Origin of the sequence: Pantoea sp. A4, from assembly GCF_000295955.2 — a bacterium.
Lineage (GTDB): Bacteria > Pseudomonadota > Gammaproteobacteria > Enterobacterales > Enterobacteriaceae > Pantoea > Pantoea multigeneris.
In genome coordinates this window covers 43,263-57,364 of sequence record NZ_ALXE01000020.1, presented here as the reverse complement: position 1 = coordinate 57,364, position 14,102 = coordinate 43,263, and the positions used below count along the sequence as shown (strand labels likewise).

The window sequence follows — 14,102 nt, the reverse complement described above, 5'->3', positions numbered from 1 at the left end:
ATCCTTTTACGGGGCGATTTAAGTCAGGCTTTACTCCGCTCGCGTCCAATCACTATGGCTTCGTTTTTGCGCTGAACCAACGGAAAAATCACACAGGTCACCACCAGGCTGATAATCCATGATACGTCAGCGCCCGGAACGAGTTTCGCCCAAGGCCCGGCAAAGAAGGCATTCTCAACAAACGGGATCTGCACCACGATACCAATAAAATAAACCAGCAACGTTTTGCCGTTGAGCAAGCCGTAACGGCCGCCATCAGCACGGAAAATTGCCGTTACGTCATAGCGCTGCTGGTTCAGATAGTAGAAGTCCATCAAGTTAATCACACACCACGGGATTAACACTGAAATCAGCGCCAGAATCAGGTTGATGAAGAAAGTGACAAAATTATCCGCGGCGGCCAGCGCCACCAGAATTGAACCAATCAGGACCGCACCTGAAACGATAATCCTGATCAGTGCACGCGGATGCCACACCGGTAAAAATGTTTGCACAGCGGTGATCAGTGATAGCACCGCACCGTATAAATTCATCGAGTTGTGGCAAATGATATTGATCAGGAACAGCACCATCAGTACCGGCCCCAGCCAGCCCGTTGCTTGCCGCACCGCCATCATGGCATCGGTGCCTTGAGGTACAAGATTCACAGCCAGCATTCCGAACACAAAGGCCAGAATCGTGCCACAGCAAGCGCCCAGCCAGGTGGCTAAGAAGGGTCTCATTACGCCAACGCTGGCAGGAAGATAGCGAGAATAATCTGAGGTATAAGGCGAAAAGCTTATTTGCCAGACGGCACCAATACAAAACGTGGCGAACCAGCCTGCGAAAGTAAACTGGCCACGCTGCCAAAAATCAGCCGGTAAAGGATGTGAGAGCATCATGATGAGCCCGGCAACCAGTGCGCCGCCCATCACCCAGGCACCTACTTTATTGATGCGATGGATAAAATGATAACCCACGACACCAATTAATGTGGCCAGCACTGCGCCCACAATAGTGGCAGAATGTACCGGAATGGCCGGTATCACATTATTAATCACCTTGCCGGACAGAGAGATATTCGAAATAAAAAAACCCAGGTAAATCACAGAAGTAAAAGCGATCACCAGTAGCGAGCCATAACGACCAAACTGCGCCCTGCTCTGCACCATCTGCGGTATCCCGACCTGCGGGCCTTGCGCTGAGGTCAGACCAAGAAAAATACCGCCGAAAACATGCCCTGCAATAATTGCCGTCAATGCCGAGAGAATATTTAAATGGAAATGCTGCGTAGCAATTGCACCACTGACTACGGCTAACGGTGCAATATTGGTGCAAAACCACAGGGTAAATAAACTACGTGACCGCCCATGGCGCTCTGATTCTGGTACATAATCCACGGATTTATTTTCTATAAAACTGCTTTTTAATGGCTCGCTATTCACTTTAGCCTCCGGGTTGAATATTTAATTAATAGAAACCTCTGTATAAAATGCACAGCCATCCAGACAAAAGTTATTTTGTCTTCTCTGGTAGCGAGTCTGGCGGTCTGTTCCTGGTAACAAAATTCCACCGGTAACGCTGAATAGCAGTTACCGGTTACTACGGGTGTTATCGCATGACGAAGGGATCGTCGATAGGTTCATCGCTGGTGCGCAGCCACACCGTTTTCGTTGTGGTGTATTCCAGAGCCGCGTCAACGCCGCCTTCACGGCCCGACCCCGAAAGGCCATGTCCACCAAAGGGGGCCAGTGGCGATACCGCACGGTAGGTGTTTAACCACACAACGCCGCAACGGAGTTGCCGGGTTATGCGGTGCGCACGCGTCAGATTTTGCGTGAAGACGCCGGCTGCCAGTCCATATTCGGTATTATTCGCCAGCGCGATAGCTTCAGCTTCATCGCGGAAACTGATCACTGACAGCACCGGGCCAAACAGCTCCTGCATCACGCTGTCCGCGGCTGGGCTGTCACTGCAATCCAGAATGGTCGGCGGATAGTAATAGCCGTCACCTTCAATTTTATAATGGCCGGTGACCAGGTGAGCGCCCTGCTGTAGCGAGCGTTCAACGGTTTGCTGAATAAAGGTTTTCTGCCGTTCGGTACATAACGGACCAAACTGGGTTTCCTGCTGTTGCGGACAACCAATCACAATGGGTGCCACTTTTTCCACCAGCTTCTGGATAAATGCCGCTTTTACACGCTCAGCCACCAGCAAACGCGAACCCGCCACGCAACTCTGGCCTGAAGCAGCAAAAATGGCGGCAACTTGCGCATTTGCGGCACTTTCAAGATCGGCATCTTCAAACACAATAAACGGTGATTTACCGCCCAGCTCTAGCGAGGTACGCGCCAGGTTCTCAGCGCTGTTACGCACAATGTGTTGCGCAGTCGCCGGGCCACCGGTAAAGGCAATGTGATTCACCTGTTTATGCTGCGTCAATGGCGTACCACATGCCGCCGCAAAACCGGTGATAAAGTTGCACACCCCCGCCGGGAAGCCCGCTTCGTGAAACAGCTCTGCCAGCGCCAGCAAAGGTGCCGGTGCGGTTTCTGCTGCTTTCACGACCACGGTACAGCCCGCTGCCAGTGCCGGGCCCAGTTTGACCGCCGAGAGAAACAGTTGGCTATTCCACGGCACAATCGCGGCGACCACCCCTACTGGCTCGCGCCGGGTCCAGGTTTCCATATCCGCTTTATCAATGCTAAGCGTGCGTCCGTCCATTTTGTCGGCAAGACCGGCATAGAAGCGGTAGTACTCAGCGACATAGGCAATTTGTGAACGGGTTTCACGAATGATTTTACCCGTATCCAGCGTTTCCAGCCGGGCGAGGCGATCGGCATCACGCGTAATCAGATCGGCCAGACGCAGTAACAACTTACCACGACCGCTGGCGGTCATCGCGGGCCAGGGGCCAGACTGAAATGCGCTGGCGGCAGCCTCAACGGCGGCATTCACTTCCGGTTCACGCGCTTCCGCAATCACTGCCCAGGGTTGCGCCGTGGCGGGATTCAGGCTGTTAAAACAGGCAGACCCCTCGGTGAATTCACCGTTAATATAAAGCTTAAACGATTCCATCAATCACTCCTTCACTGAAACGCAGGCAGTACCCGTTCGATGAAACGTTGCAGCGAGGCCTTTTTGCGCGCAAAGCTCATACCGCTGTCGATCCACAAAGAAAACTCATCATAGCCGAGGGCTTCATAGCGTTTCAGGCGGGAGATCACTTCTTCAGCACTGCCAATCGCCAGATTACGGCGCATGATCTCTGCCGAGTAGTAGGTGTTGGCGGCAATCTCTTCCTCACTCAGTGGCGCAATCAGCCCCTGAGAAACCGGACGCTCATTTTTAAACCAGGCACCAAAGTAGTTATAGAAACGATTAAGCTCGACCGCAGCCCGATCGGCATCGGCGTCATCTTCCGCAACATAGCCATGTTGCAGCAGCATGATTTTCAACGGCTGCTCTGGTTTGTACTCATGACACGCCTGTTTGAAACAGGTGACGAGGCGTTCAATCTCCTCTTCGCCCTGATGCAAAGGCGTAACCTGGACGTTGCAGCCATTTTTCACGGCAAACTCATGGCTGTTGGGATCGCGTGCGGCAACCCAAATGGGCGGATGTGGCTGCTGTTTCGGTTGTGGCGTACAGGTGGTGGCCGGGAATTGCCAGAATTCACCCTGATGCGCATAGTCTCCCTGCCATAAGGCTTTTACCGCAGGCACCAGCTCACGCATACGCTGCCCGGCTTCCCATGCCGTGAGGCCCGGCATCAACCGCTCGTATTCATACGAGTATGCACCGCGCGCAATGCCGAGTTCGAGGCGACCGCCGGTGACCAGGTCGGTCATGGCGGCTTCACCTGCCAGCTTGATCGGATGACTAAAAGGCGCAATCACCGTGCCGGTACCAAGCCTGACATTTTTCGTCCGATGCGCAATATCCACCAGGTTAATAAAGGGATTGGGCGCCATGGTGAAGTTCATGCCGTGGTGCTCACCGGTCCAGATAGCGTGTAATCCACCCTGATCGGCGATTTCACACAGGCTCATCATCTCCTGATAGAGCTGTTCCTGCGGTTCGTCCGCTGAAATGCGCTCCATATGAATGAATAGCGAGAGTTTCATGCCGTTACTCCCTGAGCCATATGATGGTGTGCCGTGAAGTATGCGCCGCGATAGTAGCCCAGACCCGCGCTGCCTTGAGATTCAAACTCAACCACTTTGCCGATCAGAATCGCATGATCGCCCGCGTCAACAACCTGCCATAACTCACATTCGAACCAGGCTGAACTTCCCGCCAACAACGGCACGCCAGAGTCCGCTTCTACCCAATCCACCAGAGAGAAACGGTCAGGTATTTTTTGCGCAAAAATATTCGACGTTTCCTGCTGTCCTGCGCTTAATACGTTAATGGCAAAATGGCGACTCTCGGTAAAGGTGGCAAAATTAGCAGAACGCTTATCAATGCTAACCAGCAACAACGCCGGGTCGAGCGATACAGAAGAGAAAGAGTTTGCAGTGAACCCTTGCGGGATACCTGCGCTATCCAGTGTAGTGACTACCGTTACGCCGGTCATGAAAGTACCAAAAGCGTTACGTAGTGCTTTACGTTTTTCTGCGTCCATCGGTTACTCCTCAACGGGTTGTTGGTCACTGACAGCGGCATGTACCGGTTTGAGAAACAGCAGGAACTCTTCATTAACCCGTTCTGCGTCTGTCAGATTTAACATGTGTTTTGCGTTACCTATTACGACTAACTGGCCCTGCGGTGCCGCCTGCGCCATTTGGCTGGCCATCTGCGGGCTGGAGTTGGCATCCAGCTCACCGGTCATCACCAGCACCGGGCAGCGGATTTCACTCCAACGGTCGGCATAACAGCGATCGCCTTCCGCAAACGCCTGGTAAGCCCGTGCATAGCCTTGGGTGTTTACCTGTGTCAGCCACTCACCCACCTGCTGACGTAACTGCTGCTGCTCCGGCACATCATCAAACCAGCGACCCAGCGGTGAATCGAGCTGTGCCTCTCCACTGGCTAATGCCTGCGCACGCTGTAATACGGCGGTGCGGGCTGCATCATTGCGTTTGAATACCCCGCTCATGACAATCGCTTGAGCGATAAGGTCAGGGTGCTCAATGGCAATCCCTGCGGTAATCAATGCCCCCATAGAGTGGCCCGCCACGGCAAACTGCCTCTCCGGCTGGGTGCGCAGAAACGCCGCCAGCCAGTGTACGTAGTCGCTTAAAGTTGCCGAATGCGTGAATCCTTCACTTTCGCCATGCCCTGGCATATCCACCGCAATCACACGAAAATTGCGGCTTAGCACCTCAATTTGCGGCTGCCAGGCATCGGCATTCATGCCTACGCCATGCACCAGTACCAACGGCACTCCCTGCCCGGCTTCCCGATAACTGACGCGCAGATTAAATTCAGACAGCTGCTGGATTTTTCGCATCATGGCCCAACTCTTTCAGATCAAGATAACGGTTGCCGATACGGTGATGTGGGCGTCCACCCAGAGCCGCGCCCAGAGCCACCAGGATTTCGTCGCTGGCAGGGGCATCGCTGATGCTAAATTGCATGGTGAGGTAATGTTCACGACTCCCTTCGTCGTTTTTGCCCATCATTGGGATCAGCACCGGTGCATTCGCTGGGCCACGGGTGTTGTTAAACGCAAGATAGCTTTTCCCCTGTACGGCACTGCGATAATGGTTACCAAAGTGCAGGGTGTGAATCAGTGCGGAAGCATGTTCCAGCTCACCGTCCATCCCGACGACGGCACTTTTACCAAACGCCTGCACGCGTTCACCGCTCCCCGCCTCTTTAATGATCAAGCTGGTCAGTAATTCACCCAACACCGGAGCAACTTCACGAATCTTAGGTGCCAGATCTTCCACAAAACCAGCACCTGCCCACGGGTTTTTAATCACTGCCGCAGCAGCAATCATGATCAGGGGTTGGGTTGCGGCTTTACCGCCATCAACGTACAGCGTTTCAGTAGTAACCAGCGTTTTACGAATATCCGGGTGCATGTGCGCCTCTCATGATGTGTGAATGATTTGTTAATCCTGACTGCGTGTTGGGATATAACATCGGAATTTATGGTATGTCAAAACTTGGTATACCATCATATGGTGTTCTTATAATCCGGTATGCTGTATGTGGTATAGAACCAGAAAGGCTTGAAAAATAAGGGGGTTTTAGCAGAGCAGAGGTCGACACAAAGCCGTCTTTATCGCGAGTCGCAATGTGGCTTAAACCAGCTATAATCAATGAGTTAAGAAAATCATTGCCCGCGAATGATGACATCAAGGATTTGTGAGCCAGCGCTAATTTAGCTTTTTTACTGCCTCAGTCACGACAGCGCAATACGTTGCCTTTTCGGATGGGATAGTGCTAATACTACCTGATTGAATATTTCACTCTGCCGCTCTGCGGCCTGGAAAAAGAGAATAAGATGGTCACCAAACCTTCATTAAAAATAGAAAATGCACCGATTACACTGCGCGAGCTGGCGCTGAATAAAGTACGCCAGGCGATCATTTCTGGTTATTTTAAAGCGGGCGATCGTCTGATTGAACGTACGTTAAGCGAAGAATTAGGGGTCAGTCGTACCGTGGTGCGCGAAGTGATTCGCTACCTGGAAGCGGAAGGATTGATTGAGAACCAGGCGAAGAAAGGGCCGATGGTCGCCCTGCTGACATGGGAAACCGCCGAGCAAATTTACGATATCCGTCTGTTGCTTGAGCAGGAAGCGGCTTATGACTGTGCCCGCCTTGCCACCAGCAAGGAGAAACAGGCCCTGCACAAGAAGCTACAGCGTATTGGCCGGGCCTCACAGCAGCAAGATGACATTGAACGCGTTGAAGCTTCACAGGATTTTTACGAAGCCATTTTCCGCATTTCCCGCCATACCATCGCCTGGGAAATCGTCCAGCGTCTCAATAGCCGGATTAGCCGCCTGCGCGCACTGACGTTGCGCAGCCATGAACGTCAGGTGGCGGGTTTTGAACGTATGTCGCGTATTTATTCTGCCATTGAAAATGGTAATCCTGAATTAGCGAAAGAAGCGGTAAAACAGCATTTAACCGAAGCCGCAATGTTGGCTAAAACAATATTATTAAGTGAGGAGAAATAAATGGCTGCTTATTGGATTGCACACGTCACGGTAAAAGACCCTGTGCGTTACCAGGATTATATGTCGCTCGCCCCGGAGGCATTTAAACAGTTTAACGCGCGTTTTTTAGCCCGTGGAGAAAAAGCCACTTCACTGGAGGGAAGTGCGTTCGTAAAACATGTACTGATTGAGTTTGATGACTACCAGTCAGCCCTTGATTGCTATCACTCTCCCGCCTACCAACGGGCTAAACAAGCGCGATTAGACGTGGCAGATGCCATGATCACCATCGTCGACGGCCTGTAAAACAGGCCGCAGAATAATATTTACTTATGATTATTGAAATAATTAATCTGCCAGAAAAATAAAGATTCAGGGATGAATGTTGTGATTGGAATATAAAGAGGCAAGACCAATTTAGCGAGATTCTTCCTGGTCATCGTAATGGATGACAGAGAGTAGGCGAATCGGAACGGATATTAATTTCTCCGGGCCATGGGGAACGCCCGCATCGAATGAAAGGCTGTCACCGGGGGACATGGGATACAAACGTTCGCCGTGTCGATAGACCAATTCCCCCTCCAGTAGATAAAGGAATTCGTGGCCTGCGTGACAAAAATTCGGGAACTCTTCGGCTGCATCATCCATGGTGACTAAGAACGGCTCATACAACTTCACCGGTCCCTGAGCATAACTGAGTAAGTGATACGAGTGGCCCACATTGGTTCCGGTGCGCACCACTTCCATCCCTTCACCCGCTTTGATGAGTTGAGCACCGCGCTTGGCGATATCGTAATCACTGAATAATTTAGACACCGGCAGTCCAATCGCGTCACACAATCGACTGAGAATATCGAGGCTGGTCGAGACCTGAGCATTTTCTACCTTACTGACCATGCCCACACTGACGCCCGCGATACGCGCAACGTCGGAAATTTTTACGCCTTGTGAGATACGGCGTTGTTTCAGCGAACGCGCAATGTGCTGCTCAAGACTGAGTTTGCTCTCCAGCGTGTGTAGGCTCGTCGGTTTGGTCATCGGATCCTGATTTTCTCCGTCATCTTACGTAAGTTACCCAATTCAAACGAAATACGCTGTGCGGTAGAGAGTAACGCTTCACGCACGCTCTCTTTTTGCCGCTCATCCATCATCACCGCATCAGGGCCAGACACATTAATTGCCGCGACAACATGATTGTGATGGTCGCGCAGCGCAGTAGCAATAGCCGTCGCATAATCAGAGCGATGTTCTACCCAGCCCTGTTGATAATCGGCAGCAATTGTCTGCTTCAGCTCAGGTAACGTACGCGGTGCGTCACTGGCATAACCATCCAGTCGAACATGCTGATAAAGCTGTTCTAGTTCCGTTTCGGTTAAGCCGGTCAGCAACACGCGCCCTACGGCACTACAGTGGCAGGGAATTCGCGTACCAGGTGGAACATTGACTGACAGCCGCTGCGAGGCAAAAGAGCGGTAAATGTAGACCGCATCGCAGCCTTCGCGAATTGTCAGGTGACAGGACATTGAAACGGTATTACGCAGATCGTTCAGGTGCGGCATCGCAATATCCACGATATCGCGGCTGGCAAGGTAGCTGAATCCGTTGGAGATGACCTGTGGCCCGAGCTGATAGGTATTTTTCGCCACCTTTTCCAGATAATTCATCTCGGTCAGGGTGGTCACAATGCGGTAGATAGCAGAAGTCGATACGCCAAGATGATCGGCGAAATCCTGCACGGTAAGAATGCGTTCGCGGCTGTTGAACATTTCCAGAATGGTTAAGCCGCGAAACAACGCAGGTACAGTGTAGTCATTTTCGATTAAGGAGACTGACATCAGGGTTCGTCATGTTGGTGGCCGTGCCAGCCTGAGCGCAACACGGCCATGTGTTGTCACTGTGGCAAATATTGCCCCGCAAATTCGGTCATGGCATCACCGCAGGCTTCCCAGAACCAGGCCGCCAGACTGCTGTCAATTAACAGCCAGAATTCAGCACTCTCGCCCGGTTTTGTTGCATTAACTACGATGCTGTTAGCCCGCGCTACCGAGGTTTGTGCCACGGCTCCTGCTGGAAATGCCGCTGCTGACAGGTCTACGGCGCACAGTTTTGCCATCATCGCGGCGATGTCCGGACCGCGCAACCGCAGCCAGGCATGGGTATCCTGACGCGGTAGCAGATAGCAGGCGATGTCACTGAGTTGCCAGCCTGCTTCCAGTTGCTGCACAGATTGTTGAGACGCGGCGGAATCCGCCAGTAGCATAAACTCACTGGCCGAAAGGCGCACTACCAGCGAGCCATCTTTCTGCAAGGTGGCTTGGTTGGCCCGAACCGGCACCTGGTAGCCGTGCAGCTCCAGCCAACCCGCAGCCTGACGGCCGCGAAAACCCACCCGCGCCTGTAATGAAGCATCCTGAAGCGCAACGCCCGAGGTGGTTGAAACCGGTTTGAGGCCAGCGGTGAGATGCGCCAGTGGTGACGTTGTCACCTTATAGCCTGGATTTTGCATAGGTTATAACTCCTGTCGTAAATTATCGGCGTCATAAAATGGCAATTTCACAACCTGCGCCGCCAGCTCCCGTCCACCTTCAACCCGCAGCGTAATTTGACTGCCTGGAGAGCTATGTTCAAGTGATGCATACGCCATGCCAATAATCGCTTTTAAGGTAGGTGAGTATTCACAGGAGGTGACGTTGCCGGTAATGGTGTCGCCAGATAACACCAGATGCCCCTCCAGAGGCTGTGGCGCATCGGCAGGCAGTTGAAACGCCACCAGTTTGCGCAATGCTGCCTGACCACCAAGAATGTCGATGGCGCGCAGACCCACAAACGGGGTTTTCTGCCGGTTCACTGCCCAACCCATGTCGATCTCTGCGGGATGGCTCATGCCATCCGTATCCTGACCAATAATCACATGGCCTTTTTCCAGTCGCAGCAAGCGCTGGGCTTCCACACCAAACGGGCGAATACTCAACGCCGCACCCGCTGACATCAACGCTTCCCACAGGCCACTGGCGTAGCGCGCGGGCACGTGGATTTCGTACCCCAACTCCCCGACAAAGCCTACACGTAACAGGCGCGCAGGGATCCCCGCCACATGGCCTTCACGATACGCCAGATAGGGGAACGCGCTGGAAGAGAGATCCACATCGGTGCACAGCTGCTTGAGTACATCACGGGAGCGCGGTCCGGCAAGGTTAACCGCCGCCCAGGCGGAAGAGACGTTGGCGATATCGACGTTTAGGCGCCAGCGGGTATTCCACTGCTGCATATTCTGATAAACCCGCGCCACGCCGCTGGTCGTCGCGGTGACATAGAAGTGATTCTGCGCCAGACGACAGGCCACACCATCGTCAATCACCACCCCCTGCTCATTGGTCATCAAGGCATAGCGGGTTTTACCGGCGGGTTGTTTATGGAAAGCCAGGGTATACATGCGATTGAGAAATTCAGCGGCATCCGGCCCGCGTAACTCAATCCCGCCCAGCGTAGAAACGTCAATCAGCCCGACGTTATTACGCACATTGAGCGCCTCCTGCTGCACCGCATCGCGACGATTTTGCGCCGTTGTAGTGCGATACCACGCCGGACGCAGCCAGTTACCTGCTGGCATCATTTCTGCCTGTAACTTAAGGTGATGCTGATGCAAAGCGGTCACGCGCCACGGATCGAAACTGCGCCCCGCCAGGTGTGCCAGGGTTTCGGCACTGAAGGGCGGACGCGCGGTGGTCACGCCGGTTTCGCTCACGCTACGCTGCGTGGCCTGCGCGACCAGTCGGGCAGTGGGCAATGCCGAGTGGCGTCCCTGTGAAGGGCCCATGCCCACGGTGGAAAAACGCTTCACCAGCTGCACATCGCGATAGCCGTGTCGGGTGGCATTGATAATGTCTTTAACCTGCAAATCCTCATCAAAATCGACAAACTCTTTGCCCTTTGGATGAGGGAACAGCGGCCACGGATAGTTGCCCACTGGCTCGCCCTGTGGGGCTGGCGTGGCTGAAGCCGAAGAACGACCAATTTGCGCCAGCGCCTCTCCGGCGGCATACGCGCCGTCGTGCAGGACATCCTCCAGTTGCTGCCAGCCATTGATTGAACCGGCGGTATATAAACCATGAGGCAGGTTCGAAAGGGTGAAACGCGCGCTGTCGTCAGCATAGTGCAGTTTGGCACCGGCCTGACACGGCAATTGCCAGGCTGGCATGTAGCCCCCGGACATACACAGGAGATCGCAGTTGATCTTCTCGCCTTGCGCCACCACCGTGCCTTGTCCGCTGATTTTGCGCACCTCCACGGCATGTAAATGGCCGGTTTGTCGAGCGGGTAAAGCCTCAAACACCGTGGCATGGGTGTGAATATCAATCCCCAGCTGTGACAATCGCTTCACCAGAGTGGGATCCGTGGCGCGGGCACGCATATCGACAATACCGGCCACTTCCACTCCCTGCTCATGCAGTGCCAGCGCCGCCAGATACCCATCATCATTGCCGGTCAGTATCACCGCACGCTGGCCGGGTTTCACGGCATACCATTGCATCAGGCGTTGCGCGGCGCTGGTCAGCATCACGCCGGGCAGGTCGTTATAGCGGAAGACCACCGGTTGGTCATAGCTGCCTGCCGCGACAATACAGGCCTGCGCGCGCACTTTAAACATTCGCGTTCCCTGAATAACAGGCAGCCAGTTATCCTGGAACCAGCCGTTGCAGGTGGCGTTCAGCAAAAGGGTAATGGCCGGATGTTCGCTTACCGCCTGGTGCAAACGGCGTAATTCGCGTTCAGCCGGTTGGGCATCTGCGGCAAAGCGCGCCCAGCTCAAAGCTCCACCCAACTGCGGTGACTGCTCCACCAACACCACTCGGGCCCCGCCTTCCGCGGCGGTCAGTGCCGCCTGCATGCCCGCCGGGCCACTGCCTGCGATCATCACATCACAGAACAGGTACGCCTTATCATGATAGCCGGGCTTTACCTGTAAATTGAGTACGCCCAGACCGGCTTTGCGCCGAATCAGCGGTTCCCAGCGTTTCCACATCCCCATCGGCTTGTAGAACGCGCGATAGTAGAAACCCACCGGCATAAAGCGGGAAAACAGCTCCATGCGGCTGTCACGATCTTGCGCCAGCGAGCCGTTGTAGTTCTGCCCCATCACGCGCAGCCCCTCAGCTACCGGCTGTTGATCCGCCAGAACATTCGGGGCATCTGGCAGTTGCACCAGCGTGTTGGCATCTTGCCCCGCCATGGTCAGCACACCACGCGGACGGTGATATTTAAACGATCTTGAGAGCGTTGTCTGGCCGTAAGCCAGCAGAGCACTGGCGATGCAATCTCCGGCGTATCCCTGCCGCTGTTGCCCTTCAAACGAGAAATTCACCGGCTGTTGACGATCGATATAGCGCCCCATCGGCGCTGCAAGGCGTTGCGGTTGCTTGCTCATAGGGAGATCGCCTCTGGCAATAGATTCACCCGCGCAGGTAGCGCCGGGTCCTGATAATCAGGATGGGGGAAGCGTTCACTGGCATCGAAGGTACGCACAATTTCATCGGTGACCGTGTTCCGTTCGGCAAGGAACCAGTAGCCTGAGGCGGTGTGATACCACCATTCGGTCACTACGCCTGCACTGTTATCGGAGAAAAACACATAGTCCGCCCAGGCTTCATCACTACAGGCACTGGCATCGGGAATGGCTTTTAACTCGCCGCCATAGCTGAATTCAGAGATATTCCGTGGCCCGTTTAACGGGCAATGCATGATCTTCATTGTAAATGTCCTCAGTGGCTGGCAGCGGTTGCGCCCATTTCGTTGACCTGGCGGAAATGACGAAAACGATCAAGACGGAACGGTGCGATCAGCGCAGGCGTTTTCCCGCCGCTGGCGACCATTTCGGCCATGGTTTTCCCGCATATTGGCGTTGCTTTGAAGCCCCAGGTGCCCCAGCCAGCATCAAGGTAATAGTTCTCCACCGGGCTTTCGCCCATGATCGGGCTGTAATCTGGGGTCATATCCGTGATACCCGCCCACTGTCGCATCAGCTTTGCCTGTGCCAGGAAGGGGAACATTTCAATCCCGTGCGCAATCAGCGACTCTTTCAGATCCAGCGTTGATCGCGTGTTGTAAAGCGGATAAGGATCGGAACCGCCGCCAAATACCACCTCACCCCGGCTGGTTTGTTGCACATAACAGTGCAGTGCCGAAGAGCTGACCAGTGGGTCGAGGAACGGTTTGACCGGCTGTGTGACCATCGCCTGCAAGGGATAGCTCACCACCGGCAGACGGAACCCGGCTTTTTGCGCCAGCAGTGAGCTGTGTCCGGCTACCGCCTGCACCGCGCAGCCACAGCTCACTTCGCCGCGATTGGTTTTCACGCCAACCACTTTGCCATGGCGTACGACAATGTCCTGTACTTCGGTCAGCTGATGGATCTCCACGCCCCGTTTGGCCGCCTGTTTCGCGTAGCCCCAGGCAACGGCATCGTGGCGGGCTGTCGCGCCATCGATATGCCACAATCCCGCCAGCACTGGCAGATGGGCCGGATCGAGATTCAGCGTGGGGACCAGTTCGCGGATCTGCTGACGATCGATCATCTCGGTACGGCCACCAAAGTGTTTATTGACTTCGGCCCGCTGTCTGAAAGCCCGCACCGTTGCATCACTGTGTGCCAGCGTCAGCTGACCGCGCTCGGAATACATGATGTTGAAGTCGAACTCATTCGACAGTTGCTGGAACAGCTTCACCGATTCGCTGTAAAACCGCACCCCTTCTGATGTCAGGTAGTTGGAGCGAATCACTGCCGTATTACGCGCGGTGTTGCCGCCGGCTAAATAGCCCTTTTCCAGTACCGCTACGTTGGTAATACCGTGATATTTAGCCAGATAGTAGGCGGTTGCCAGGCCATGTCCGCCCCCCCCGATAATCACCACATCATAATGAGGACGCAGATCGCGCGGCGGTGGGATATCCACTTCCGCCGGGTATTCATGGGAGAGGCCATATTTCAGTAAGGTAAGAGACATCGTTG

14 protein-coding genes are annotated in these 14,102 nt (G+C 54.2%); 2 read left to right on the top strand and 12 right to left on the bottom strand.

Annotation, left to right across the window (positions count from 1 at the left end; all coding sequences use genetic code 11):
• Window positions 1–23 precede the first annotated feature (23 nt).
• The 6 genes from B880_RS0107015 to B880_RS0106990 form a co-directional block, all read right to left on the bottom strand.
• The gene (locus tag B880_RS0107015) at window positions 24–1,424 is read right to left on the bottom strand and encodes a purine-cytosine permease family protein (protein ID WP_017346679.1); all 1,401 of its coding nucleotides are present in this window, start codon (window positions 1,422–1,424) and stop codon (window positions 24–26) included.
• A gap of 166 nt (window positions 1,425–1,590) precedes the next feature.
• Complete coding sequence (locus B880_RS0107010) at window positions 1,591–3,057, bottom strand: aldehyde dehydrogenase (protein WP_017346678.1); 1,467 nt, start codon at window positions 3,055–3,057, stop codon at window positions 1,591–1,593.
• Window positions 3,058–3,068: 11 nt separating this feature from the next.
• Window positions 3,069–4,106, bottom strand: coding sequence for an LLM class flavin-dependent oxidoreductase (locus B880_RS0107005; RefSeq protein WP_017346677.1), 1,038 nt, complete (start codon window positions 4,104–4,106; stop codon window positions 3,069–3,071).
• A complete protein-coding gene (locus B880_RS24815; protein WP_017346676.1) occupies window positions 4,103–4,606 on the bottom strand; it encodes a flavin reductase family protein in 504 nt (167 codons plus the stop codon). Before B880_RS24815 ends, B880_RS0107005 begins: the two co-directional genes overlap by 4 nt.
• Window positions 4,607–4,609: 3 nt before the next feature.
• On the bottom strand, window positions 4,610–5,437 hold the full coding sequence (locus B880_RS0106995) for an alpha/beta fold hydrolase (RefSeq protein WP_017346675.1): 828 nt from the start codon (window positions 5,435–5,437) through the stop codon (window positions 4,610–4,612).
• Window positions 5,409–6,011 (bottom strand): amino acid synthesis family protein, encoded by a 603-nt coding sequence (locus tag B880_RS0106990; RefSeq protein WP_017346674.1) that lies wholly within the window; start codon window positions 6,009–6,011, stop codon window positions 5,409–5,411. The genes B880_RS0106995 and B880_RS0106990 overlap by 29 nt, the downstream gene beginning before the upstream one ends.
• A 425-nt stretch (window positions 6,012–6,436) precedes the next feature.
• Here B880_RS0106990 and B880_RS0106985 point away from each other — a divergent pair, with 425 nt between their 5' ends.
• Entirely contained in the window at window positions 6,437–7,117 is a 681-nt protein-coding gene (locus tag B880_RS0106985) for a GntR family transcriptional regulator (RefSeq protein ID WP_017346673.1), read from the top strand.
• Window positions 7,118–7,402: a DUF1330 domain-containing protein gene (locus B880_RS0106980; RefSeq protein ID WP_017346672.1), complete on the top strand. Its 285-nt coding sequence runs from the start codon at window positions 7,118–7,120 to the stop codon at window positions 7,400–7,402.
• Between the two features lie 111 nt (window positions 7,403–7,513).
• Here the strand turns inward: B880_RS0106980 and B880_RS0106975 are convergent, their stop codons facing one another.
• From B880_RS0106975 to B880_RS0106950, 6 genes are read right to left on the bottom strand one after another with little or no spacing between them, the layout of a single operon-like run.
• Window positions 7,514–8,134: a helix-turn-helix domain-containing protein gene (locus B880_RS0106975; RefSeq protein WP_017346671.1), complete on the bottom strand. Its 621-nt coding sequence runs from the start codon at window positions 8,132–8,134 to the stop codon at window positions 7,514–7,516.
• Window positions 8,131–8,931: an IclR family transcriptional regulator gene (locus B880_RS0106970; protein WP_017346670.1), complete on the bottom strand. Its 801-nt coding sequence runs from the start codon at window positions 8,929–8,931 to the stop codon at window positions 8,131–8,133. Before B880_RS0106970 ends, B880_RS0106975 begins: the two co-directional genes overlap by 4 nt.
• Window positions 8,932–8,987: 56 nt before the next feature.
• Window positions 8,988–9,602 (bottom strand): hypothetical protein, encoded by a 615-nt coding sequence (locus tag B880_RS0106965; RefSeq protein ID WP_017346669.1) that lies wholly within the window; start codon window positions 9,600–9,602, stop codon window positions 8,988–8,990.
• A 3-nt stretch (window positions 9,603–9,605) separates the two neighbouring features.
• On the bottom strand, window positions 9,606–12,521 hold the full coding sequence (locus tag B880_RS0106960; RefSeq protein WP_017346668.1) for a 2Fe-2S iron-sulfur cluster-binding protein: 2,916 nt from the start codon (window positions 12,519–12,521) through the stop codon (window positions 9,606–9,608).
• Window positions 12,518–12,844 (bottom strand): sarcosine oxidase subunit delta, encoded by a 327-nt coding sequence (locus B880_RS0106955; RefSeq protein ID WP_017346667.1) that lies wholly within the window; start codon window positions 12,842–12,844, stop codon window positions 12,518–12,520. Before B880_RS0106955 ends, B880_RS0106960 begins: the two co-directional genes overlap by 4 nt.
• Before the next feature lie 11 nt (window positions 12,845–12,855).
• Window positions 12,856–14,097, bottom strand: a complete 1,242-nt coding sequence (locus B880_RS0106950; protein WP_017346666.1) for an FAD-dependent oxidoreductase — start codon at window positions 14,095–14,097, stop codon at window positions 12,856–12,858.
• Window positions 14,098–14,102 lie beyond the last annotated feature (5 nt).